The organism is Micromonospora sp. NPDC085948, from assembly GCF_040686315.1.
Lineage (GTDB): Bacteria > Actinomycetota > Actinomycetes > Mycobacteriales > Micromonosporaceae > Micromonospora.
Map to the genome: position 1 here is coordinate 1 of NZ_JBFBJW010000008.1, position 24,367 is coordinate 24,367.

At 72.9% G+C, this 24,367-nt stretch carries 20 protein-coding genes; 8 read left to right on the forward strand and 12 right to left on the reverse strand.

What is annotated here, in order from left to right:
* Positions 1–181 (forward strand): hypothetical protein (locus AB0O48_RS20985; RefSeq protein WP_365067714.1); only part of this gene is annotated, 181 nt, incomplete at its 5' end.
* Between the two features lie 46 nt (positions 182–227).
* Here the strand turns inward: AB0O48_RS20985 and AB0O48_RS20990 are convergent.
* Positions 228–914 carry a DUF4191 domain-containing protein gene (locus AB0O48_RS20990; RefSeq protein ID WP_357245035.1) on the reverse strand — a complete coding sequence of 229 codons (687 nt, stop codon included), beginning with the start codon at positions 912–914 and terminating at the stop codon, positions 228–230.
* A gap of 206 nt (positions 915–1,120) precedes the next feature.
* On the opposite strand from AB0O48_RS20990, the gene AB0O48_RS20995 reads away from it, so the two are divergent.
* A complete protein-coding gene (locus AB0O48_RS20995; protein ID WP_357245037.1) occupies positions 1,121–1,291 on the forward strand; it encodes a hypothetical protein in 171 nt (56 codons plus the stop codon).
* 116 nt (positions 1,292–1,407) lie between these two features.
* Positions 1,408–4,299 (forward strand): AAA family ATPase, encoded by a 2,892-nt coding sequence (locus AB0O48_RS21000; RefSeq protein WP_365067717.1) that lies wholly within the window; start codon positions 1,408–1,410, stop codon positions 4,297–4,299.
* 58 nt (positions 4,300–4,357) lie between these two features.
* Here the strand turns inward: AB0O48_RS21000 and AB0O48_RS21005 are convergent, their stop codons facing one another.
* Positions 4,358–6,037, reverse strand: a complete 1,680-nt coding sequence (locus AB0O48_RS21005) for a hypothetical protein (RefSeq protein ID WP_365067720.1) — start codon at positions 6,035–6,037, stop codon at positions 4,358–4,360.
* A 53-nt stretch (positions 6,038–6,090) separates the two neighbouring features.
* A complete protein-coding gene (lipA, locus tag AB0O48_RS21010) occupies positions 6,091–7,089 on the reverse strand; it encodes a lipoyl synthase (protein WP_357245043.1) in 999 nt (332 codons plus the stop codon).
* A gap of 453 nt (positions 7,090–7,542) precedes the next feature.
* Between lipA and aspS the strand changes: the two genes are divergently transcribed.
* A complete protein-coding gene (aspS, locus tag AB0O48_RS21015; protein WP_357245045.1) occupies positions 7,543–8,829 on the forward strand; it encodes an aspartate--tRNA(Asn) ligase in 1,287 nt (428 codons plus the stop codon).
* A 140-nt stretch (positions 8,830–8,969) separates the two neighbouring features.
* Here the strand turns inward: aspS and AB0O48_RS21020 are convergent, their stop codons facing one another.
* From AB0O48_RS21020 to AB0O48_RS21035, 4 genes are read right to left on the reverse strand one after another with little or no spacing between them, the layout of a single operon-like run.
* Positions 8,970–10,076 carry a pyridoxal-phosphate dependent enzyme gene (locus AB0O48_RS21020; RefSeq protein WP_365067725.1) on the reverse strand — a complete coding sequence of 369 codons (1,107 nt, stop codon included), beginning with the start codon at positions 10,074–10,076 and terminating at the stop codon, positions 8,970–8,972.
* 34 nt (positions 10,077–10,110) lie between these two features.
* Positions 10,111–10,752: a lipoyl(octanoyl) transferase LipB gene (lipB, locus tag AB0O48_RS21025; RefSeq protein WP_357245049.1), complete on the reverse strand. Its 642-nt coding sequence runs from the start codon at positions 10,750–10,752 to the stop codon at positions 10,111–10,113.
* Between the two features lie 10 nt (positions 10,753–10,762).
* Positions 10,763–12,055, reverse strand: coding sequence for a hypothetical protein (locus tag AB0O48_RS21030; protein WP_365067728.1), 1,293 nt, complete (start codon positions 12,053–12,055; stop codon positions 10,763–10,765).
* Between the two features lie 57 nt (positions 12,056–12,112).
* A complete protein-coding gene (locus AB0O48_RS21035; RefSeq protein WP_365067731.1) occupies positions 12,113–13,945 on the reverse strand; it encodes a DUF2079 domain-containing protein in 1,833 nt (610 codons plus the stop codon).
* A 226-nt stretch (positions 13,946–14,171) separates the two neighbouring features.
* Here AB0O48_RS21035 and AB0O48_RS21040 point away from each other — a divergent pair, with 226 nt between their 5' ends.
* The gene (locus AB0O48_RS21040) at positions 14,172–15,407 is read left to right on the forward strand and encodes a PHB depolymerase family esterase (protein WP_357245206.1); all 1,236 of its coding nucleotides are present in this window, start codon (positions 14,172–14,174) and stop codon (positions 15,405–15,407) included.
* Positions 15,408–15,506: 99 nt separating this feature from the next.
* On the opposite strand, the gene AB0O48_RS21045 is transcribed toward AB0O48_RS21040, so the two are convergent.
* On the reverse strand, positions 15,507–16,181 hold the full coding sequence (locus AB0O48_RS21045; protein ID WP_365067734.1) for an LLM class flavin-dependent oxidoreductase: 675 nt from the start codon (positions 16,179–16,181) through the stop codon (positions 15,507–15,509).
* Positions 16,182–16,254: 73 nt separating this feature from the next.
* Positions 16,255–17,154, reverse strand: coding sequence for a TIGR01777 family oxidoreductase (locus AB0O48_RS21050; protein WP_365067737.1), 900 nt, complete (start codon positions 17,152–17,154; stop codon positions 16,255–16,257).
* Between the two features lie 312 nt (positions 17,155–17,466).
* On the opposite strand from AB0O48_RS21050, the gene AB0O48_RS21055 reads away from it, so the two are divergent.
* Positions 17,467–18,318, forward strand: a complete 852-nt coding sequence (locus AB0O48_RS21055) for an NAD(P)H-binding protein (RefSeq protein ID WP_365067740.1) — start codon at positions 17,467–17,469, stop codon at positions 18,316–18,318.
* Between the two features lie 56 nt (positions 18,319–18,374).
* On the opposite strand, the gene AB0O48_RS21060 is transcribed toward AB0O48_RS21055, so the two are convergent.
* Positions 18,375–19,373, reverse strand: coding sequence for an aldo/keto reductase (locus AB0O48_RS21060; RefSeq protein WP_365067743.1), 999 nt, complete (start codon positions 19,371–19,373; stop codon positions 18,375–18,377).
* Between the two features lie 55 nt (positions 19,374–19,428).
* Here AB0O48_RS21060 and AB0O48_RS21065 point away from each other — a divergent pair, with 55 nt between their 5' ends.
* The gene (locus AB0O48_RS21065; RefSeq protein WP_365067746.1) at positions 19,429–19,842 is read left to right on the forward strand and encodes a MerR family transcriptional regulator; all 414 of its coding nucleotides are present in this window, start codon (positions 19,429–19,431) and stop codon (positions 19,840–19,842) included.
* A 109-nt stretch (positions 19,843–19,951) separates the two neighbouring features.
* Here the strand turns inward: AB0O48_RS21065 and AB0O48_RS21070 are convergent, their stop codons facing one another.
* Positions 19,952–21,289 carry a low temperature requirement protein A gene (locus tag AB0O48_RS21070; protein ID WP_357245067.1) on the reverse strand — a complete coding sequence of 446 codons (1,338 nt, stop codon included), beginning with the start codon at positions 21,287–21,289 and terminating at the stop codon, positions 19,952–19,954.
* Between the two features lie 212 nt (positions 21,290–21,501).
* On the opposite strand from AB0O48_RS21070, the gene AB0O48_RS21075 reads away from it, so the two are divergent.
* A complete protein-coding gene (locus tag AB0O48_RS21075; protein ID WP_357571444.1) occupies positions 21,502–22,437 on the forward strand; it encodes an SDR family NAD(P)-dependent oxidoreductase in 936 nt (311 codons plus the stop codon).
* A 64-nt stretch (positions 22,438–22,501) separates the two neighbouring features.
* Here the strand turns inward: AB0O48_RS21075 and sucB are convergent, their stop codons facing one another.
* Positions 22,502–24,343, reverse strand: a complete 1,842-nt coding sequence (gene sucB / locus AB0O48_RS21080) for a 2-oxoglutarate dehydrogenase, E2 component, dihydrolipoamide succinyltransferase (RefSeq protein ID WP_365067751.1) — start codon at positions 24,341–24,343, stop codon at positions 22,502–22,504.
* Positions 24,344–24,367: the final 24 nt, after the last annotated feature.

Here is a 24,367-nt window from a genome sequence, read left to right on the forward strand (position 1 = left end):
GGTGCGCGGCGCCGGGGTGCGCGGCGCCGGGGTGCGCGGCGCCGGGGTGCGCGGCGCCGGGGTGCGCGGCGCCGGGGTGCGCGGCGCCGGGGTGCACGGCGCCGGGGTGCACGGCGCCGGGATAGGCGGCGCCGGGGTGCGGAGGTGCGGGGCGCCGGGGTGCGGGGGCACCGACGGGTAAGAGCCGGACCCGTTCGGGTCCGGCTCTTACGCGTACACCTGGGGGGTCAGCGGCCCCGCGACTGGCGGGAGGCGCCCGGCGGCCGCATGTTCTTCGGGATCGCGCCCTTGGGCATCTGCGGACGGGCGGTGAGGGCCTTGAGCCGCTTGTCCAGCGAGTTGACGTCCTTGCCGGAGAGCGCGCGGGGCAGACGCAGCAGCGTCGTGCGGAGCTTGCGGATCGGCAGTTCGCCCTCTTCCTGCCCGATCACGTAGTCGTGCAGGGGCGCGGAGCCGATCACCTTCGACAGCCGCCGCTTCTCCTGCCCGAGCAGGCCGCGCACCCGCTGCGGGTTGCCCTCGGCCAGCAGGATCACGCCCGGCCGGCCGATCACCAGGTGGATCATGTCCATCTGGGTGGTCGAGCTGACCGCCGGGGTCACCCGCCAGTCGCCGCGCATGTTCTCCATGATCTGCGCCGCGGCGCCGGGCTGCCCCTCGGCGGCGTTCATCATCGCCTTGTTGGACCGCAGGTTGAGCACGATCAGCACCGCGAGCAGGACGAACAGGATGCCGATCGGCAGCCAGATCCAGCTCCAGAGGATGACCGCGACCACGGTGAGGGCGAGCGGGATGAGCACCGCGGCGGCGACCAACGGCGCGAACCACCGGTCCTGCTTGGCGGTGAACTGGAACACCATCCCGATCTGCTTCAGCCGTTGGCCGAACGAGACCTTCTCCTGGGGCTTTGCCATGTCGCAGAGTCTAGTGGTCGCCGCCCGCCCCGTTGATCCGCGTCCGGGTGCCGGCCGACTGAGTACCTTACGTCGCCTCGCCGCTGCCGCCTGGCCGAGTAAGGAGGGTGCCGGCGGTGAAGATCAGGCGCTGTGCCCATGCCCGGGTGGGGCCTTCGCGCGGAGAGTCATCGGCAGAGGACGACGCCACGACGAAGGAGACCGACATGTTCGGCAACGACGCGGAATTCCTGCTCTCCCTGCACCGTACGCACGCCGCCGAGCTGCGCGCCGAGGTGGACGCGGACCGGCTCGCCCGCGCGGTGTCGCGACGTTCCGGCCGCACCTGGCTGGGCCGCCGTCAGCAGACCCGCCGCCTCGGCGACGACCGCCGGTGAGCGCGCCCGCCCCGGCGGCCACGCCCGCGGCACCCGACCGCCGGGACGGCCGACCGCCGGCCGTCCCGCCGATCGGTGGGGCCGGCGCGGGCGGCCGTCATGGCATGCTCGCTTCCGTGACCGTACGCGCCGCCAGCTCCGTTATCGTCGGCCGCCAGCGTGAGCTGGCGACGTTGCGGGAGGCGCTGGCTCGCGCCGGGGCGGGGGAGCCGACCACCGTGTTGGTGGGTGGCGAGGCGGGGGTGGGTAAGACCCGGCTGTTGGAGGAGTTCTCGGCCGGGACCACCGACGGCGGGGCGCGAGTGCTTGTCGGCCAGTGCCTGGAGCTGGGCGAGGCGGGTCTGCCGTTCGCCCCGTTCGCCGCCGCCCTGCGCGCGGTGCTGCGCGTCGATGGTCCCGAGGTGTTCGCCGGGTACGAGGCGGAATTCGCCCGGCTGCTGCCGGAGCTGGGCCGGGCGCCGCTGGCCGCGCCGGGCGCCGCCCCGGTCGGTGACGCCCCGCGCGGCTACCTGTTCGACCTGGTCGCCGAGCTGTTCCAGCGGCTCGCCGAGGTCCGGCCGCTGGTGCTGATGATCGAGGACCTGCACTGGGCCGACCGCTCCACCCGCGACCTGATCGGCTTCCTGGTCCGGGCGGCCCGACCGGGCCGGCTGCTGCTGGTCTGCACCTACCGCACCGACGAGTTGCAGCGCGGGCACCCGTTGCGCCCGTTCCTGGCCGAGCTGGACCGGGTCCGTGGCGTGCACCGGGTCGAGCTGGGGCGGCTGGACCGCGACGGCACCGGCGCGGTCCTCGCGGATCTGCTCGGTGTCGAGCCGTCCACCCGTGCCGTCGACGACGTCCACGGGCGCACCCAGGGCAACCCCTTCTTCATCGAGGAGTTGGCCGTGGCCGGCGATCCGCTCGGCTGCGCGGCGCTTCCCGAGACCCTGCGCGACCTGCTGTTGGCCCGGGTGGACCGGCTGCCCGAGCCGTCCCAGCGGGTGCTGCGGATCGCCGCGGCCGGCGGCACCCGGTTCGCCCACGACCTGCTCGCCGAGGTCGCCGGCCTGCCGGACACCGAGTTGGAGGACGCGCTGCGTGCCGCCGTCGCCGCCCAACTCGTGGTAGCTGACCCGGACGGCGACTACGAGTTCCGGCACGCGCTGGTCCGCGAGGCCGTGCACGACGAGTTGCTGCCCGGCGAACACGCCCGGCTGCACGCCCGCTTCGCCGCCGCGATCGAGGCGCAGCCGCACCTGGTCGCCGTCGGCCGGGCACCGGCGGAGATCGCCCACCACTGGTACGCCGCGCACCACCACCCGCGTGCCCTGGTCGCCGCGCTCTCCGCGGCCCGCGACGCCGCCGACCGGTACGCCTACGCCGAGCAGCGTCGACTGTTGGAACGGGCGCTGGAGCTGTGGGAACTGGTGCCCGATGCCGCCGACCTGCTCGGCATCGACCACCTGGGGCTGCTGGAGCAGACCCTGGACGCCGCGATCACCGCCGGGGACTTCAGCCGGGCCATCACCCTGACCCGGGCCGGGCTGGCCGAGGTGGACGCCGACGCCGCGCCGCTGCGTGCCGCCCGCCTGCTGGACCAACGGGGTCGACTGATGGCCCTGCTCGGCAAGAGCGACGGCAGCCGTGAGCTGGACGAGGCGTACCGGCTGGCGGCCGGCGGCCCGATCGGCGTGGAGCGGGTCCGGCTGCTCGCCGACATCGCCACCCACCTGGCCAAGATCGCTCCTCAGCGGGCCGCCCAGGTGGCCGCCGAGGCGGGTGCCGCCGCCGCGGCCCTCGGCGAGGAGTTGGCCCTGCTGCCGACGCGGATCGCCATGCTCTGCCACGGTGAACGGGATCTGGAGGATGGGCTGGCCGGGCTGGCCACGGTCGAGGCCGCCGCGCGTACGGCCGGGGACACACCGACGCTCGTGCTCGCCAAGGTGTTCCAGTCGGACATGCTCTGCGAACTGGGCCGCTACGCCGAGTCCGCGCAGGCGGCGGAGGCCGGTGTGGCCGAGGCGCGGCGGGTGGGGATCAGCCGCTCGACCGGGGCGTACCTGCTGTCGAACCGGGCCGAGGCGCTGATCGCGCTGGGTCGGTGGGACGAGGCCGAGGGGGTGTGCGCGGAGGCCGCCCGGATCGACCTGTCCGGCGTCACCGGGCTGCACTGGCTCCAGGTGGGCGCCGGGCTGCGGCTGGCCCGCGCCCACCCGGGGGCCGAGGAGTTGGTCGACCGGGCGTTGGCCTTCCTGGGCCGGCCCTACCTGTGGCCCAACCACCGGCTGCCCCTGCACGAGCTGGCGATCGAGGCGGCGCTGGCCGCCGACGACAAGATCGAGGCGGTACGCGCCGCTCGCGTCGCGGTGGCCGACGCGCATCTGCCGCAACTGCCCCGGGAAGGCTGGCCGGTGCTCAGCGCCGTCGCCCGTACCGCCGCCCGGGTTGGTGATCGGGACCTGGCCGCCGCCGTCAGCGCGCTCGCCGCGGACCTGCCGGTCCGGCACCCGGCGGCGCGGGCGCACGCCGCCCAGGTCACCGCGCTGCTGGCGATCGGCGACCAGGCGCTGCCGGCCTGGCGGGCGGCGGTGGACGCGTGGCGTGCCGACGGGCAGCCCTACCCGCTCGGTCGGGCGTTGTTGGCGCTGGCCGAGACGGCCGCCGCCGGCGGCGAGCGGGACGAGGTGTCGGCGGCGGTCACCGAGGCCACGGAGATCGCCCGGCGGTTGGGCGCGACACCGCTGGCCGAGGCGGCCGCGACCCTGGCGCGGCGGGTCGGCCTGCGTGGGACGGGTCAGGGTGGGGCCGGCGCCGATCTGTTGACCGCCCGGGAGCGGGAGGTGCTGCGGCTGGTCGCCGAGGGGCACAGCAACAGCCGGATCGCCGAGCAGTTGTTCATCTCCCCGAAGACGGCAAGCGTGCACGTCTCCCGGATCATCGCGAAACTCGACGTGACGAACCGGGGGGAGGCCGCCGCGCTTGCCCACCGCCTCGGCCTGCTCGCCGAGCCCGCGCCACCCCGCTGACGAGCGCGCCAGCGGTCACCGCCGGGCCGGATGACCACCGACGGGCCGCATCCGGCGGTCAGGCCGACGGCAGGTAGATCCGCCAGCCGTCGATCGTGACCAGGTCCAGGCTGCCCGGGGCGGCGTGCAACCGCTCGTCGAGCGTGTGCGCCAACGGCGAGCCGGTCGGTGCGACCCAGGCGGGCGCCGCCGCGCCGTCGACCTCCCGCCGGTACGCGGGGTAGCGGTCGAAGCCGGGGCGCAGCGCGTCGTCGACGACCGCGCAGACCACCTGCTCCGCCGTGGCGAAGGTGAGCCGGTTGCAGGTCCAGTAGCCGGCGCGGACGTGTCGTACGCCGAGCTGACGCAGGGTGGTCACCAACTCGGTGTGCCGGGCCTCGGCGGTCCGGGTCGCGGGCGCGGTCCGCGCCGCCTGCCAGGTGGCGTGGCCGGCGGTGCCCAGGGTGGCCACGAGCAACGCCAGCGCGACCGGGCGGGCCAGCGCCGACCCGACACCGCGACGGTCGCCCGCGGACCGTCGGAGACCGCCACGGGCCGCCGCCCAGACCGGCCACAGCAGTGCCGGCAGGGAGATGAGCAGGCAGGACAGATAGCGGGAACTCTCCACCGGCGTGAGCCCGGCGGAACTGCTCACGGTGTACGCGCCGAGGGTGCCGACCGCGGCCAGCACCAGCGCCAGCCACACGGCCGCCGCCACCCGAGCCGGGACCTCGGCGACGCCCCCGGGGCCGCCGGCGGCAGGGACCGCGGGGTCGGTCGGGATGGCGGACGCGCGGCGCAGGGTGTGCCAGGCGGTGGCGGCGGCGAGGGCCAGCAGCAGCGGCAGGGCGAGCGCCCACCACAGTTGCCAGGTGGCGCACCGCCCGGGACCGCAGAACCCCATGCCCAGCGCAGGGCCGAGCACCAGGCCGCCGTGCAGCCGGTCCGCCCATCCCGCGCTGGCGTTCGCACCGCTGGCGGCAAGCACCGCGTGCAGCGGGTTCCGGCCGGTCAGCAGGCTGTCCAGCAGCAGCGGTGCGGCGCCCACCACGGCGGCGGCCCCGAGCAGCGCCCCGGCCGCGCCCCGCATCTCCCGACGGCAGAACCCGACGAGCACCGCGCCGAGCGCCACGACGTACGGCAGCACCAGCGGGTCGACCCAGACCATCAGGCCAGCCAGGAATCCCCACACCGCCCAGCGGGTCAGCCGCCGCCCCGGTCGCCCGGTGGCCAGATCCACCGCGAGTACGGCCAGCGCCATCCCGGCCGCGTTCATCTCCGGATAGCCACCACCGGCGATCAGCTGGTTCTTCACCACCCGGTCGGAGCCCAGCGCCAGCAGCGCCACCACCAGCAGCCCGAACCACCGGTCCCCGGTCAGCCGCAGCGTCAACCGCCAGGCCAGCAGCAGGAACAGCACGTACAGCGCGAGCGTGGGCAGCCGCAGACCGAGCAGCGACGGCCCACCGGCCAGGGCGAACACCGGCGCGGCCAGGTACGCCTCCAGCGCGCCCATGTACTGCTGGCCGTAGAACCAGACCGGGAAGTCCTCAGCGCGGGCGATGTGCAGCGCGGCCAACCCCATGGCGGCCTCGTCGCTGTTGGTGGGCGGCGCGGCGTGACCCAGCAGCCAGAGCCGGTAACCCACCCCGACGAGTACGACCAACCCGGTCAGCCAGCCGACCAACCCGAGGCGCGAGCCGGGCCGTGGGTGCGGGGAGCCCGCGCCACGCGGCTGCTGGCGTACGCCGAGGGTCATCGCACGATCATGACATCCGGACGCCGAACGGCCGCGCGGCGCTGCCGGCGGGGTCAGCCCGCGGTGGTGGCGACCGGGGTGGCGGCGCGGGCGTCGAGCGCCTGCTTGTAGAGCCGCCCCGCCCGGTACGACGAGCGCACCAGCGGCCCGCTCATCACCCCGGCGAAGCCGATCTCCTCGGCCTCCTCGCGCAGCTCCACGAACTCCTCCGGCTTGACCCAGCGGGTCACCGGGTGGTGCCGGGGGGTGGGACGCAGGTACTGCGTGATGGTGATCAGCTCGCAACCGGCGTCGTGCAGGTCGCGGAGCGCCTGGGTGACCTCGGCGCGCTCCTCGCCCATGCCCAGGATGAGGTTGCTCTTGGTGACCAGACCGTCGGCGCGGGCCTGGCGGATCACGTCCAGCGAACGGTCGTAGCGGAACGCCGGCCGGATGCGCTTGAAGATGCGCGGCACGGTCTCCACATTGTGGGCCAGCACCTCCGGGCGGGAGCCGAAGACCTCGGCGAGCTGCTCGGGCACGGCGTTGAAGTCCGGGATCAGCAACTCGACGCCGCAGCCGGGCTGGAGGAGGTGGATCTGTCGGACGGTCTCGGCGTACAGCCAGGCGCCGCCGTCGGGCAGGTCGTCACGGGCGACACCGGTGATGGTGGCGTAGCGCAGCCCCATCGCGACCACCGACTCGGCCACCCGACGCGGCTCGTCGGCGTCGAACTCGGCCGGCTTGCCGGTGTCGATCTGGCAGAAGTCGCAGCGCCGGGTGCACTGGTCGCCACCGATGAGGAAGGTGGCCTCCCGGTCCTCCCAACACTCGTAGATGTTGGGGCAGCCGGCCTCCTGGCAGACGGTGTGCAGCCCTTCGCGCGAGACGAGCCCGCGCAGCTGGGTGTACTCCGGTCCCATCTTGGCCTTGACCTTGATCCACGGCGGTTTGCGCTCGATCGGCGTCTCGGCGTTGCGCGCCTCGATGCGCAGCAGACGCCGCCCCTCGGGGGCCGCCGTTGCGGTGCGCGCTGCCTGGCCGGTCGTCGGCGCGGAGTGCTCGATCGTCACGAAATTGAGCCTACGCTGGACGGCAGGCGTCTATGTACGCCAGGCGACCGGCGTCACGCTCCAAACGTTGTGACGCCGGACACCGGATAGTCGAAAATGAGCGTCACACACGTGGGGATCTGGTGCTACGGTCTCCGCCAACAGCGACGACGGAGCCGAGTAGCGCGCCGACCCGCCAGTGCAGAGAGCCGCCGGTGCTGAGAGGCGGTCTGGCGCCGGTGCGCGAAGACCCTCCCGAGCTGCGGGAAGAACGGTTGCGGGTCACCCGTGCCCAGTAGAGCCCGCCCGGCTGGCCCCGGTCATCAGGCGACGAACGAGGCCCCCGCTTCGGCGGGGGTGAAGGTGTGGTGGCACCGCGAGGTTCCCGCTCGCCCACACCTCCCTGGGGCTGATGCGACGCGTCGCCACCGCAGGGCGGCGACGGCGTGGCGATCGACCGAGGAGCAGCCCGCCATGCAACGAACCCTGTCCCACCACCTGCCCACCCGGATCGGCACGACCGTGCGGATCGCCGGGTGGGTGCACCGACGCCGACTGTTGAAATCGGTGGCCTTCCTGATCGTGCGCGACGCCACCGGCCTGGCCCAGGTGGTCGTCACCGACCCGGCCATCCGCGCCGAGCTGGAGAAACTCCCCGAGGAGACGGTCGTCGAGGTCACCGCGACGGTGACCGCGAACGACACGGCGCCCGCCGGGGTCGAGCTGACCGACCCGGAGGTACGCCCGCTCGGGCCGCCCGCCGTGCCGCCACCGTTCGACCTGTACCGTCCGACGCTCACCGCGAGCCTGCCCACCCAACTCGACAACGCGCCGACCGCGCTGCGCCACCCCACCCGGTCGGCCGCGCTGCGGATCTCGGCGGCGGCGGTGGCCGGCTTCCGGGCCGCACTCGACGTCCACGACTTCGTGGAGATCCACACTCCGAAGGTGGTCAGCTCCTCCACCGAGAGCGGGGCGAACGTGTTCGCGCTGGACTGGTTCGGCGGTCCCGCGTACCTGGCCCAGTCGCCGCAGTTCTACAAACAACTGATGGTCGGCGTCTTCGAACGCGTCTACGAGGTGGGGCCGGTGTTCCGGGCCGAGCCGCACGACACCGTCCGGCACCTCGCGCAGTACACGTCGCTCGACGCCGAGCTGGGCTTCGTCACCGACCACCGCGACGTGATGCGGGTGCTGCGCGACACCCTGGCCGGGATGCTGGGCACCGTGGGCGAGCGGGCCGGCGCCGCCCTGGCGACGCTGGGCGTCACACCACCGGAGGTGCCCACGGAGATCCCGGCGGTGCACTTCACCGAGGCGTTGAGGATCGCCGGCGCGCCCGCCGACGAGCCGGACCTCGCGCCCGCCCACGAACGGGCGCTGGGCGAGTGGGCCCGCCGCGAACACGGCTCGGACTTCCTCTTCGTCACCGGCTACCCGATGGCGAAGCGACCGTTCTACACGCACCCGGACCCGGCGCGGCCGGCGTACTCGAACGGTTTCGACCTGCTCTTTCGTGGGTTGGAGCTGGTCACCGGCGGGCAGCGGCTGCACCGGCACGCCGACTACCTGGCGGCGTTGGCGGCCCGGGGTGAGCCGGTCGAGCCGTACGCCGGTTACCTGGACGCGTTCCGGCACGGCATGCCGCCGCACGGTGGCTTCGCCATCGGCCTGGAGCGTTTCGTGGCCCGGCTGGTCGGCGCGGCCAACATCCGGGAGGTCACCGCGTTCCCGCGCGACCTGCACCGGCTGACCCCGTAGGACCCCGTGCCGGCTGCGCGCCTGATGCCGGTGAGTCATCTTGATGACTCACCGGCATCACAGCCGACACCTGTCGACAGTCGGCGAGTCGATCGCGCAGCCGGGCCGCCTGCGGGCCGTTGGCGCGCGTGCCTCGGCGGTCACAGCCCCTTGAACAGGTGGGAGGTGGTGATCAGGACGGTCCGATCGCCAGCCGGGATGACGTCGCGTCGCCGGAGGACGTCGTAGGCGGCCAACACGGTGCAACTGCTGATCTCCCAGGTGTGCCCGTGTCGGCTCGCCCGCTCGTACCAACTGGTTGCCACGTCCTCCCGCACCACCACGACGCTGCCCGCACTCCGGGTCACCGCGGCCCGGGCCTGGACGGTCGTGCTGTCCCCGGCGATCGAGTGGAGGCTTCCGGCGCTGTCGGAGAAGCGCGTGGTGATGTCCTGGCCGGCCAGTACGGCGGACAGCCTGGGGAAGGGTTCGACCAGGTGAAGGCGTGGCAGGCGGCCGCCGGTCAGGGCGGACCACTGGGCGAACCCGAGGTGGATGCCCCAGGCCAGATCGCCACGGCTCGACGGGATCACGACGTGCTCCACCCCGGCGGGTACGGCGGCCGCCATCTCCCAGGCGATGGCCTTGTAGCCCTCGATCCCGAAGCAGCTACTGCCGATGACGATGTCGGCGACGTTGGAGACGGCCAACGTGTCGGGACGGTCGGCCGCCTCCTTGACGTACCGGATGCGTTCCTCGTCGGTGTCGAAGGTGCGCAGGTCCGCTCCGAGCCTGCGCAGCGGCTCCGCGAGCGATTCGGGCAGCCAGGTGAAGCCGGCCACCACGGCCCGGAGGCCGACGGCGGCGGCGAAGGCGGCGGTGGCCAGCCCGGCGTTACCTGACGATCCGACGACGACGCGCTCGTAGCCCGACGCCTTCGCGTGGGTCACCGCCATCGCCGCGAACCGGTCCTTGTGGGATCCGGTCGGATTCGCCGCCTCGTTCTTGACGAGCACCCCGTCGAGCCAGGGCAGCGGGAACAGCGGTGTGCGCCCCTGGCCCAGATCCGGAACGACGGGGTACGGCACCAGTTGGTCCTGGCGTACCGCCTCGGCGGGGTAACGGCAGAACAGGTTCGAGCCGTGGCCGGCGGCCGCGCAGGAGGGGCACCCGAGCGGGTAGTCGCCGACCGGATGGTGGGCACCGCAACGAACGCACTCCAGGGACGTGACCGCGGTACCGGTCGGTGGTCGTACCGCGTCCGTCATGTCACGTCCCGGCAGCGTGGGTGCCGCGCGTCGGTCAGGCCGCGACGAGGGTGGCGAGTCGGCGCTCGACCACCGGGAGCACGTCGGCGACGGTGATCGGGCGGCCCAGTTCGGCGGTGAGCGAGGTGACGCCTGCGTCGCGGATGCCGCACGGCACGATCCGGTCGAAGGAGGTCAGGTCGCAGTCGCAGTTGATCGAGAAGCCGTGCAGGGTGACGCCCCGGGCGACCCGGATGCCGATGGCGGCCACCTTGCGGGCCGGCCCCCGGTCGTCCTCGGGCACCCAGACGCCGCTGCGCCCCTCGACCCGGCCGGCGGTCAGCCCGAACTCGGCGCACACGTCGATGAGCAGCTCTTCGGTGCGGCGCACGTAGGCGATCACGTCCACCGGGTCGGGCAGCCGCAGGATCGGGTAGCCGACGAGCTGCCCCGGCCCATGCCAGGTGATCTTGCCGCCGCGGTCCACGTCGACGACCGGGGTGCCGTCCGTCGGCCGGTCCCACGGCTCGGTGCGCTTGCCCGCGGTGTAGACGCTCGGGTGCTCCAGCAGCAGCACGGTGTCGCCGCGCTCGCCAGCCACCACCGACTCGTGCAGGCGTCGCTGCTCGTCCCAGGCGGCCCGGTAGTCGAGCAGGCCGGCGCGGACGGCGGTGAGGCCGGAGATCGTCGTTGTCACGGTGTCCAGCCTAATCCCGCTCCCGGCGATCGTCCCTGGTGAGCCGTCTCACGAGGAACGCGGCGCGGCGGCGACGAACGACGAAGGCGGTGGCGAGCAGCAGCGGCACGGCCAGCGTGAGGTAGACCCAGAGCGGGGCGGCGAACGGTGACGGACGGGGCTCCGGCCCACCGAACGCGGCCCGGGTCAGCAGGTCGCCCGGCACCATCAGGTCGGTCGAGCCGACCGGCGTGGTCACCAGCACCTCGCGACCACCGTCGGGCGACAGCGCGGCGAGAACAGCCTGCCGGTCGGTGTCCTGCTCCGTTGCGCTGACGTACCGCAGGACGGGGTCGTCGCCGCGCCAGCCGATGACCTCGCTGACCGAGGTGCCGGCCGGCAGGGCCCGGCCGACGGCGCGGCCGGTGGCCGTGTCCAGGAACTCGATCCGCCAGGTGCGCGCCGCCGCTTCCTCGGATGTGCACCGGGGCCCGGCGCAGCCGTCGAAGGCGAGCAGCGCGAGCCGCCGACCGTCGGGATGCCAGGCGGCCGGGCCGGCGAGTTTGCGTCGGTCGCCCAGGTCGACCTGCCAACGAGGGCCGCCGCCGGCCGGGTCGACGACAACCAGTCGCCCGTGTTCGGCGAGCTGGGCCGGCACATCCGGCGAGCCGGTGACCGCCACCAGGTCGCCACCGGGTGACCAGGCCGCTGCGGTGTGCGACGCGAAGGTGCCGACGTCGAGCGTCCGCTCGGTGTCCCGGAACGGGTCGACGACGAGCAGGTCGTCGGGCTTCTCCGGGTCGTTGAGCTGCTGATTGTCCGGCCCGTAGGTGATCACGTCGTCGTCGTTGTTGCGGGTGATCAGCACGTGTTGCCCGTCCGGTGCCCAGGCCATCGGGTAGACGCCGGTGCTCCTCGTGCGGCGCTGCCGGCCGGTGGTGAGATCCAGCAGCTCGCCGGAGTACGGCCGCAGGTAGTGCCGTCCATCCGGGGAGAGCAGCCCGTGCCCCTCGCCGATGGGGATCGGGATCAGCCGGTACGCGCCGTTCCGGTCGACGAGCACCCCTGTCGACTCGAAGTAGCGGGTGCGGTCGGTGAAGAACACCAGCGCGGCCGGGCCGGCCGGGCGTTGCCCCACGGTGGCCTGCCACAGCCACGGATCGTGCACCCGGGTCGGCACCACGCCGGCCGTGCTGCCGGAAGCCGTGGTGCGGCCGGTGACAGTGCCGTTCGCGGCCGTGGCGGCCGGCGCGCTGACGGCCACCAGCCCGAGCGCGACCCCGGCCGCAGCGGCGCGCCGCAGTCGCCTGCCGATCTCTCCCATCAGCCCATTAGACGCGACGCAAGCCGGACACGATGCCCCACTCGGTCGTGCCGCGCGCTACCGGTCGGCCGGTGGGATGCGCCAGAGCCAGACGTCGTCGACCCGCTGCGGCTCGCCGAACAGGGCGGTGCCGGTACGCAGCAGCGCCTCCTCGTCGACCTCGAACTTCGCACCGTGCACCTGGTCGGCGAGCACCACCGTCTCGATCCGCCAGTGCCGCAGGTCCGACTGCACCTCGCGGATCGTCCCGTCGGTGACGATCGGCACCAACCCGGTGCGGCCGGCCTGGTCCATCAACGCGCTCAGGGTGCGCGGCACCGGGCCGATCCGGCCGCGCCCGTCCGGTCCGCCGGGGCCGAGGAAGAAGCCGCCGGGGATCTCGAACTCGCCCTGCCGGTGCGACAACGCGTACGCCTGCCAGCGCTGACCGTCCGGGTAGATGTCCACGGTCAACGGCACCGGGGTGAGCACGCCGTCCGGTGAGACGTAGTCCCGCCAGGTGCCGGAGGTGATGAACTCCGGGATGGGCTCCCGCTCGTCGGTCAGCAGCGGGGTGGGCAGCAGCGGCACCAGGGCCGCCGCGAACCCGAGCACCCAGGCCAGCTCGGTGGGGCGGTACCGGGGTGGCGCGGCGCGCAGTTGGTCGACGGCGTACGCCAGCAGCACGCCGATCACCGGTGCGACCACGAGCGCCAGCCGGGCCGGCAGCGCGGCGTTCACGACCGGCAGTTGCCCGAGCAGGTCGAACGGCATGGGCAGGTCGGTGCGCTGTCCGTCGACCTTGGCGACCGGCCCGAAGGAGAGCACCGTGAAGATCAGCGCGACGACACCCAGCGCCCAGAGGGTGGCCCGGCGGCCGGCGTCGGCCCACCGCCACAGCGCGACGAAGCAGACCACGGTGAGCACCAGCAACGGGATGCCGAAGAACGAGTTCTCCTCGGTCGGGTTCGGTGCCAACGAGGTGCCCAGCCCCGCCTCGCCGGCGAGCGAGCGGCGCGGGAAGGCGGCGAACGCGGCGATGTCCTCGGAGTGGATCACCGGGTCGAAGCCGGTGCCGTGGAACCGTTGCGGCCCGGCGAAGTGCAGCCACAGCGGGTAGGACAGCAGTACGCCGGCCACCACGGCGGTCACCCCGAGTCCGCGCAGGAAGGTGGGCAGCGCGGCGCGGGCCTCGGCCCGGTTGGCCGGGTGCAGCGCCCAGATGGCGACGAACACCCCGAGCGCCAGCGCCGTGAAGAAGAGCCCCTCGGCGGCGATCGAGAACGCCACCGCGACCAGCACGCCGAGGATCACCCCGTCGCGCAGCCAGTGCCCCGCTCGGCGCAGCGCGAACAGCCGCCAGATCAGCAACGGCACCAGCCAGCCGGCGGTCCAGTTCAGGTGGGCGTTGGCGTGCGAGACCATGCCGGGGGAGTAGGCGATGAACAGGCCGCCGACCCCGGCGGCCAGCCGACTGCGGACCAGGTGCCGGGAGAGCAGCCAGTACCAGGCCAGCGCGGTGGCGAGCAGGTTCAGGGTGAGGATCACCAGGAACGTGGCGGGCGGCCCGATCAGGTACGTGAGCGGAGCGAAGACCACCGCGTACACCGTGATCGAGGTGTTCACCGCGAGGTTCACGCCGTCCGGGACGTTGATCAGATACGTGAAGAGCGGGTTGTCCCCGTGGGTGACCGCGTGCCCGCCGAACGCCAGCAGCCACTCGAAGAGCGCCTGGTCACTGGAGTTGACGGTGATGGTGCGGACGTTCGGGTCCCGCCACAGCCCACTCGTCACCCAGACGGCGAGCGCGAGCGCCACCAGCACGACGATCAGGTCGGCCCGGCGGTCCCGGACGACGCGCGGCGGTGACGCGGGTGCGGGCCCGGTGGCCAGCGACGGGGAGGACGGCACGCAGCGGACGTTACCAACCGGACCTGGACAGGCCGGTCAGACCTGCAAGGAGGGGACCGTTGTTGTCGCGTGGGGTTGGGGAGGACTCGCGTCGACGGTCCGGCGTACACCTCGGCGGCCGTGAATGTGTGAGCGCGCCCCATGTCATGGCGGCGACACATCGTCGTAACGTCACGGCAATTCGACCGTGACCCAGTTCACAGTCCGCCCCTTCCAGGAGGCCGCCGTGCGCCGCTCCTCGTCCATCCTCACCCGCCTGATCGGCGTGGGCGCCGGGCTCGTCCTCGCCGCAGCCGGCGCGGTCGCCATCGCCGCACCCGCCCAGGCCGCGACCCTCACCCAGGTCACCGGGTTCGGCTCCAACCCGGGCAACCTCGCCATGTACGCCTACCGGCCGGACAGCCTGCCGGCCAACTCCCCGGCCGTGGTGCTGCTGCACGGCTGCACCCAGACCGCCGCCGGTTACTTCTCCGGCTCCGGCTGGCAGAAGTACGCCGACCAGTGGAAATTCTCCCTGATCGTCGTCCAGCAGCCGTCCGGCAACAACGCCAACTCCTGCTTCAACTTCTTCGAGGCCGGCGACACCGCGCGCGGCCAGGGTGAGGCGCTGTCCATCAAGCAGATGGTCGACCACGCCAAGGCGAACTTCGGGGTGGACGGCTCCCGGGTCTTCGTCAGCGGGCTGTCCGCGGGCGGGGCGATGAGCGCGGTCATGCTCGCCACGTACCCGGACGTCTTCTCCGCCGGATCGATCATCGCCGGCATCCCGTACCGCTGCGCCACCAGCATGGTCAACGCCTTCAGCTGCATGAACCCGGGCGCGGACAAGACCCCGGCCGCCTGGGGCGACCTGGTGCGGGGGGCGTACTCCGGCTACACCGGTCCGCGGCCCCGCGTCGCCATCTGGCACGGCACCTCGGACCCGACGGTCGCCCCGCTCAACGGCACCGAGTCCCGCGACCAGTGGACGAACGTGCGCGGCATCTCGCAGACCCCGACCAGCACCTCGTCGCTGCCCGCCAACACGAGCCTCGAGGTGTACGGCAACGACGAGGTACGGCTCTACCGGGTCTCCGGCATGGGCCACGGCACTCCGGTCGACCCGGGTTCCGGGGCGGACCAGTGCGGCACCGCCGGGGCGTACTTGCTCGACACCATCTGCTCGACGTACCGCGACGCGCTCTTCTTCGGCCTGAACGGCGGCGGCACCACCCCGACCCCCACTCCCACGGCGACGCCCACGGCCACCCCCACCCCCACCCCGACGCCGACGGCGACGCCCACGACGCCCCCGACCTGCGTGACGGCCAGCAACTACGCGCACGTGGCGGCCGGTCGGGCGTACCAGTCCGGTGGCTACGCCTACGCGAACGGCTCCAACCAGCGCATGGGCCTCTACAACACCTTCTACACCAGCATCCTCAAGCAGACCGCCCCCAACCACTGGGTAATCGGCTGCTAACGCCCCCACCGCACTGTTGCTCCTGTTGATCAAGAGGTTTGCGTCATCCGGAAGCCGGGATCTGACGCAAACCTCTTGATCAACAAGGTGGGTGCGGGCTCAGGGCAGGCGGGCGGCCCGGCCGGCCGCGCCGGCGGCCACGCAGGCCAGCTGCGCCTCGATCTGGTCGGCCCGCCACCGCGCCTCGTGCTGGTGGCCGTCGGCGAGGGTACGCCCGAACCCGGTCAGCCCGACCACGTCGGCGTGTGCGCCTGCCCAGCGCAGCAGCGTCGAGTTCGCCGTACCCATCGTCAGTGGGATCCGGTCCTGCACCGGCCGGGGTACGCGCAACACCGCCTCGCGCATCGTCAGCTCCACCGAGTCGACGGTGACCGAGGCGCCGTCGAGCAGGGCACGGACCGCCTCGGCGGCGGCCACGCAACGGCGGACCCGGCCGGCCACGTCTGGGCGTTCCCGGCCCACCGCGCGCCACTCCGCCGGGGTGTGACCGGCACCGACACCGAGCCGCGCCCGGCCGCCGGAGATCAGGTCGAGGGTGGCCACGTCGGCCGCGAGCAGCATCGGCTCCCGTACTCCGAGGTTCGATACGTACGAACCGAGCCCGATCGTCGAGGTGACCGGGGCGGCGGCCGCCAGCGCCACGAACGGTGACGTCACGTCGCCGGGATGGTCGGCGGCGAGCAGGGCGTCGAAGCCGGCGGTCTCGGCTCGGCGGGCCAACGCGGCCCAGCTCGCCGCGTCGGTCGGGGTGGCATGGAGGGAGAAGGTCGCCATTGGTCCAGCATCGGTCGACGCCAGCCCACGGGCGACCCGCCGACCGCCGATTCTGCCGAGGGCCGAACCGCCCTCAGGGCGTCAGGGCTTTTTCAAGGGCTTGGGGGAGGGTGGGGTGCTGGTACGGGTAGGCCGCGCGGGCCAGGACGCCGGGGAGGACTCGGGCGCTGGTGAGGGCCTCGTGGGCGAAGCCGCCGAGCGCCACCTTGAGCGCCAGTGCGGGGATCGGGACGATCGCCGGGCGGTGCAGTTGTCGGGCCAGCTCTCGGGTGAACTCGGCGTTGGTGACCGGGTTGGGTCCCACCACGTTGACCGGGCCGGCGATGTCGTCGTGGTCCAGCAGGAAGCGGGTTGCGTCCAGCCAGTCGGCCATCGAGATCCACGGCAGCCACTGCCGGCCGCTGCCCAGCCGGCCAGCGATGCCCAGCTTGAACGGCAGTAGCTGCGGCTTGAGCAACCCGCCGTCGCGGTCCAGCGGCAGGCCGGTGCGCAGCCGGACGACGCGTACCCCGGCGTCCTCGGCCGGCCTGGTCGCGGCCTCCCACACCCGGCAGACGTCGGCCAGGAAGCCCTCGCCGGCTGGCGCGTCCTCCTCGACGGCCCGGTCGCCGGTGTTGCCGTACCACCCCACGGCCGAGGAGTTCAGCAACGCCCGCGGACGGTCGGCGGCGGGGAGCCCGGCGATGGTGGCGGCCAGGATGGTGGTGCTGTCCACCCGGCTGGTTCGGATCAACCGCCGGTAGTCGTCGTTCCAACGCTTGTCGCCGACGCCCGCGCCCGCCAGGTTGACCACCGCGTCCGCCTCGGCGACCACGGCCGGGTCGAGCTGCCCGGCGGCGGGGTCCCACCGCCGTTCCTGCGGATCGCGCGGTGACCGACGGACCAGCCGGGTGATCTGGTGCCCGTCCGCCGTGAGCCGGTCGGCCAGCCGGGTGCCGAGGAAGCCGGACGCGCCGGCCAGAAGGATGCGCATACCCCCATCTTCGTCCAGAACGCCACCGACGGATGCGTCGAGCCGGCGACGGTGGGGGTGTTCCGGCAAGAAATCTGCGCCCCCACGCCGTGCCGCACGGAAAGCGCAGGTCAAGGGGCTTCCGGCCAGCGAAAAAAGGCTTCCACGCAGATTCGACGGTCACCGCGTTTCCGCAGGTCAGAGCGAACGTGAATGCAGTGTTCACGATTGCTTCCGGCATCGATCTGGCTGACCATGAGTCATCCGAGAGCGCTCCCGATTGGCGGGGTCGACTCGCCGTGCCCGCCGTCGGGCGGAACCTGAGGAGGAACCATGCCGATCCTGGTGACCGGAGCGACCGGGACCGTCGGCGGCAGCCTGGTTCGGCAACTGGTGAGCGCCGGGCACGACGTACGCGCGCTGACCCGTGACCCCGCGTCGCCGGCGGCCACCGCGCTGCCCGGCGGGGTGGAGGTGGTGGCGGGCGACTTCGCCAGCCCCCAGACACTGGTCGCGGCGCTGCGCGGCGTGACGCGGATGCACCTGGTCGCGATGGACGGATACGGGCCGCTGACCACCGGCGCGGAGATCCTGGAGCTGGCCCGGCAGGCCGGTGTGCGTCGGGTCACCCATCTCGGCCACAACGATCCGAGCCGGGCGGACGACGACCCGATCGAGGCACCCCACCGGCCGCTGCACCGGGCCGTGGAGAACTCGGGCCTGGAGTGGACGCACGTCTTTCCGGGCGAGTTCATGGCGAACACCCGCGATTGGGCGGCCGACATCCGCACCGAGGGGGTGGTGCGGGCGCCGTTCGGGGACTGGAACAGCGCGCTGGTCCACGAGGCGGACATCGCCGCGGTCATCGTGGCCGCGCTGACCGAGGACGGCCACGCCGGTCGGGTGTACCAGCCGACCGGGCCGGAACCGGTCCGCCGCCGGGACGCGGTCCGGATGATCGGTGAGGCGATCGGCCGTCCGGTGCGCTTCGACGAACTGACCCCGGAGCAGGCCCGCGAGCACTGGAAGGGCCTCTACCCGACCGAGGTGATCGAGTGGTTCCTGGAGATGGGTAGCTATGCCGAGGACAGCGGCTGGGTCGCCCCCGACGTCGAACAGGTGACCGGACGCCCCGGGCGCACGTTCCGGCAGTGGGCCGCCGAGCACGCGGACGACTTCCGCTGACGACGCCCGGGGCGAAAGCCGGCAGGTGGTCCGGCTACGCGGACCGGCCTGAGGGGTCAGGCCGCGTGGACCGGGCGCAGGTCGGCGAGCAGTCGCTCCACCTCGGCGTACGCCTCGGCGCTCAGCGGGCCGAGCGCCAGGGTGGCCAGGTTCTCCTCGGCCTGGGCCACAGTGCGCAGGCCGGGGATCGGGACGGTACGCGGGCTACGCGCCAGCAGCCAGCCGAGCGCGCCCTGCGCGAGGGTCCGCCCGTCGGCGGTGAGCGCCGCCCGGACCTGGTCCACCCGGGCCGCCCAGCGCGGCGTCGGCCGACCGTCGGTGAACCACTCCAGCCACTCCGGCGCGCGCCCGCGCACGTCGTCCGCCCCGACCGCCCGGGTCGACCCGGTGAGCAGACCCATCGCCAGCGGCCCACGGTTGAGGCTGGCCAGCTCGTGACTGTCGCAGACCGCCAGCACCCCTGCGTTGTCGCGCAGCACCGACTCGTCGTGCTGGATCGCGGCGCAGTGCGGACCGGCGGCGGCGAACGCCTCCGCCGAGGCGGGGTTGTCGGTGCTCCAGCCGTACGCCCTGATCTTGCCCTGGTCGACAAGGCCCTCCAGGGTGTCGACCAGGTCGAGCGCGGCGGGCACCGGTAGCTCGTTGATGTGCAGTTGGTACAGGTCGACGTGATCGGTGCCGAGCCGGCGCAGCGAGTCTTCCAGGCTGCGGACCGCGAACGCCGGGCTGGCGTCGGTGCCGAGCGCCCTCCGGGTGCTCTCCTCGCTGACGTTGCCGAACTTGGTGGCGATCACCGCGCCGTCCCGCCGGCCGGTCAGCGCCCGGCCGAGGATCCGCTCGCTGTGCCCGGCACCGTAGTTGCTGGCCGTGTCGAAGAAGGTCACGCCGAGATCGAGCGCCCGGTGGATGGTGCGGATCGATTCGTCGTCGTCCACCTCACCCCAGCCGTACGGCTGTCGGTCGTCGCCCCAGAGCGGTCCACCGATCGCCCAACACCCCATGCCGATGGCGCTCACCTCGATGCCGCTGCGTCCCAGCGTCCGTGTCGTCGTCATGGCGACCAGCCTCCAACCTGGAGCGCGCTCCAGGTCAAGCACTACGATCTGGCACATGAGCGGTTACGCCCCCTCGGAGGCCGCCCGCCGCAGCGGCTTCAGCCTGGACACCCTGCGGTACTACGAGAAGATCGGCCTGCTCGCCGACGTGGAGCGGACGGCGGGCGGGCAGCGGGTCTTCACCGATGACGACCTCGGCTGGCTGGTGCTGTTCCGCTGCCTGCGCGACACCGGGATGCCGATCGCGCAGATGTGCCGCTACGCGTCTCTGGCCCGCGAGGGCGAGCACACCGTCGCCGAGCGACGCGAGCTGCTGGAACAGCACGCGGTGCGGGTGGAAGAGCAGATGCGCCTGCTCCAGCGCCAGTACGACCACCTCCGGGAGAAGATCCGCTTCTACGAGCGGCTGCCCGAGCCGGTGCCGGAGGCCGAGCACCCCGCCGCGATCGGCTCGGCCGTCAGCCGGTGACGCGCCTCGACCCCTTCCAGGATCCCTGCTGTCCCCGCGCCTTCATGCCCACGACGGCCTTCGTGCCGGGTACACCGCGACGCTGCGCCGGAGTCTATCGGCGAACCGGTCACGGCGTGGTGGGCTCGTCGGTCTCCCGGACGTCGTGCCACCGGGCACGCCAGGCGGCCTCGTGGGCCTCGTGGGTGGTGCGCTCCTGGAAGACGGCGGCCCGCAACGCGTGCCGGGAGTCCGACATCACCATCACCTCGACGGCTACCAGCGCCACGCAGATCACTGTCGCGAGGGTGAGTGCCCCCAGCGCCGGCAGGTGCTGCCCGACCGGCAGGGCCGCCGTCAGCACCACGATGACGCCGACCCGGGTCCAGGTGACGGTGTGCAGCGTCCGCAGTTGGAACAGCATGTTGACGGCGAAGTAGCAGACCAGCCCGCCGAACAGCATCGGCACGGCCGGTCCCTCGACCCGCTCGGTGATCCCGCCGGCCGGGTCGGTGATCTTGTGCAGGACCTCCTCGTTGCCGATCGAGAACAGGATCACCCCGGCGATCATCGGCAGGTAGAGGTACGCGTACGCGTCGCGGGCCATCGCCACCCGGGGGGCGCCCTCCGCCGCGTGCAGGGCGATCCGGGCGGCCGGCCCGACGAAGTCGAAGTGCGCCCACCAGAGAGCGGCCGTGATCACGATGCCCAGTGCCGCGGCCGCCACCGCCGGCCAGGTCACCGGCTTGCCGAGCAGGTTGCCGCCCACTCCGGTGGAGATGATGGACTCACCCAGCGCGATGATCAGAATGAGGTCGTAGCGCTCCGTCCAGTGCTCGGCACTCGTCACCCCCCAGCCCCAGGTGCCGACGATGAAGCCAGTCGCGTACTGCACCACCACCACGGAGATCCACAACGCGTCGCGGATCAGCGCGGCCTGGTCCGGATCGGTGATCCGCGGCGGGATCAACGCGGCGGCCAGCAGCAGCACGATGCTCACCGCCAGCTCCGGGGCGAAGCGGCGCAGTTGCCGCCGCTCCTGCGGGCTGTCCCGCACCACGTGCTGGTAGAGGATCATGTGGACGGCCCGGACCACGACGTAGCTGACGGCCACCAGCATCGGGCCGCCCGCGCTCTCCTTCGGATCGCTGAACGCCTGCGGCAGCGCCAGCGCGAACGCGAACAGGGCCACCATCGCGATCACCATGAGCACCGGCACGTAGCCCTCGCCGAGCCGGACTCGCGTGGCGACCAGGCTGTGCACCACCCAGATCCACCAGAGCACGGCGAGCACCAGAGCGGCGTGCAGCAACTGTCGGCCGGAGATATTGGCGGCGGTCGCCCGGGTGATGATGAAGAACGAGAAGACGAAGACCAGGTCGAAGAAGACCTCGAACTTGTCCACCCGGGCACCGGGGGCGATCGGGACGGCAGGACCCAGTTGCCCACCCCGCCGGTAGCTGCCCACGGTCCCACTCTGGCAGCGTCCGGCCTGGTCCAAGGCCCGAACAGCAATGGCGGGGCGGTCGAGCGTTACCTCCGGCCCGGGGCGGGAAAACGCCTGGACCGGCCTTCATTCGGTCCGGAGCGCCGTCGGTCGGCGCGGAGGCCGAATCATGGTCGCCAGCGGCCCCGGCAGACGGGCCGGCCGGTCCGACCCACCCTGGACAAGGATGGATCATGACGACGAATAACCCGATCACCACGTCATTCGCCCATACCTCCACGGCCATGGACGTGATCCGGGGCGTGGACCTCGTCGGCCGGCGGGCCATCGTCACCGGCGGATCGTCCGGCATCGGCGTGGAGACCGCCCGTGCCCTGGCCAGCGCCGGCGCGGAGGTCACCCTGGCCGTCCGCAACCCCGACGCCGGCCAGCAGGCCGCCGACGACATCACCGGCACCACCGGCAACGACCGGGTCATGGTCGCGCCGCTCGACCTCGCCGACCAGGGGTCCGTCGCCGACTTCGTCGCCAACTGGGACGGACCGCTGCACATCCTGGTCAACAACGCCGGCATCATGGCCGCGCCCCTGAGCCGGACTCCGCAGGGCTGGGAGATGCAGTTCGCCACCAACCACCTCGGGCACTTCGCGCTCGCCACCGGGCTGCGCCCGTCGCTCGCGGCCGCCGACGGGGCCCGGATCGTCTCAGTCAGCTCCGCCGCCCACCTGCGCTCACCCGTGGTCTTCGAGGACATCCAGTACGACAGGCGGGAGTACGAGCCGTGGCAGGCGTACGGGCAGTCGAAGACGGCAAACGTGCTCTTCGCCGTGGAGGCGAGCCGCCGCTGGGGCGACGACGACATCATGGCGAACTCGCTGATGCCCGGCGCGATCCGGACCAACCTCCAGCGCTACGTGAGCGAGGAGGAGCTGAACCGGCTGCGCGCCGGGAACGCGGCGGCCTGGAAGACCGTCGAGCAGGGTGCCGCCACCTCGGTGCTGGTCGCCGCGTCACCGCTGCTCGACGGTGTGGGTGGGCGCTACTTCGAGGACTGCCAGGAAGCCGCCCCGGCCACGCCGGGCGGTCGGACGGGCGTCGCGGAGTACGCGTTGGATCCGGAGGCCGCCGAGCGGCTCTGGAAGGTCTCGACCGATCTGCTCAAGAGCTGAGGACCGCAGACGGAAGGGCGCCCCGGTCGATGACCGGGGCGCCCTTCTCGGCGTTGTCGCTAAATCAGGACAGGCCCAGCTCCGCCTCGAAGTTGCCGGCCTCCAGCCGCTCCTTGATCGCGCTCAGGAAGCGGGCCGCGTCGGCGCCGTCGATCAGCCGGTGGTCGTAGGACATGGCCAGGTAGACCATCGACCGGACCGCGACGACCTCGCCCAGATCCGGGTCGTTGACCACGACCGGCCGCTTGACCACGGCACCCGTGCCGAGCATCGCCGACTGCGGCTTCGGCACGATCGGGGTGTCGAAGAGCGCGCCCCGGCTGCCCGTGTTGGTAAGCGTGAAGGTCGCCCCGGCGATCTCGTCCGGGCTGATCTTGTTGGTCCGGGTCCGCTCGGCCAGATCCGCGACCCGCTTGGCGATGCCACCGAGGTTGAGGTCACCGGCGTTGTGGATGACCGGCACCACCAGGCCCCGCTCGGTGTCCACCGCGACGCCGAGGTGCTCCGCGGCCGGGTAGGTGATCGTGCCGCCGTCCAGGTCGAGCTGGGCGTTGACGATCGGGTACGTCTGCAGCGCCTCGACGGCGGCGAGGGCGAAGAACGGCAGGAAGGACAGCTTCACGCCGTGCCGCTGCACGAACGAGTCCTTCGCCTGCGCCCGCAACTTGGCGACCCGGGTGACGTCCACCTCGACCACCGTGGTGAGCTGCGCCATCTCGTGCAGCGACTCCTGCATCCGCTTGGCGATGGCCTTACGGATGCGGGGAAGCTTCTCGGTGCTGCCCCGCTTGCCGCTCGGCTGCGGCTTCGCGGCCGGCTTGGCCGGGGCGGCCGACGGTGCGGCGGCCGGCTGCGCGGCGGCGGGAGCGGCCTTGGCGGCCTTCGCCTTCTCGGCCGCCTCGAGGACGTCCTGCTTGCGGATCCGGCCACCCACGCCGGTGCCGTTGAGCGAGGACAGGTCGACACCGTGCTCGCCGGCGAGCTTGCGCACCAGCGGCGTGACGTAGCCGGCTGCCTCTTCGCCACCACCCTGCGCGGGGGCGGACGGGCGCGGCGGCGTCGAGGTCGGCGCGGCCGGCTGCGCAGCCTGCTCGGTCTTCGCCGGCTGTGCCGAGCTCTCGGTCTCGGCCGCCGGCTCGTTGTACGACATGCCCGGCGTCGGCTCCTCGACCTTCGGCTCCGGCTTCGGCTCGGCCTTCGGCGCCGGCGCGACCTCCGCCTTCGGCTCGGGCTTCGGCTCGGACTTCGCCGGCGCGGGGGCGGCGCCGGAAACGCCGATGATCGCCAGGTCGGCGCCGACCGCGGCGGTCTCGTCCTCGGCGACCTTGATCTCCAGCACGGTGCCGGCGACCGGCGACGGGATCTCGGTGTCCACCTTGTCGGTGGAGACCTCGAGCAGCGGCTCGTCGACCTCGATGGTCTCGCCGACCTGCTTGAGCCAGCGCGTGACCGTACCCTCGGTGACGCTCTCACCCAGGGCCGGCATCTTCACCGCGGTGCCCTCGCCCGACGAGGCGGCGGCCGGAGCCGGGGCCTCGGCCGGGGCCTCGTCCTGGGCCACCTCGTCGGCGGTGCCCTCGGCGGCGGCCGTCGGCTCGGTGACCGGCTCGACCGACTCGGCCGGGGCCTGCTCCTGCGGGGCGGCCTCGCCACCGCCGGTCGACTCGCCCTCACCGGCGATGACCGCCAGCTCGCTGCCGACCTCGGCGGTCTCGTCCTCGCCGACCACGATCCGGCTCAGCACGCCCGCAGCGGGCGACGGGATCTCGGTGTCGACCTTGTCGGTCGAGACCTCGAGCAGGGGCTCGTCGACCTCGACGGTGTCGCCCTCCTGCTTGAGCCAGCGCGTGACGGTGCCCTCGGTGACGCTCTCGCCGAGCCGGGGCATGGTGACCGATACCGGCATGTTCTCCAGACTCCTTCATTCCCC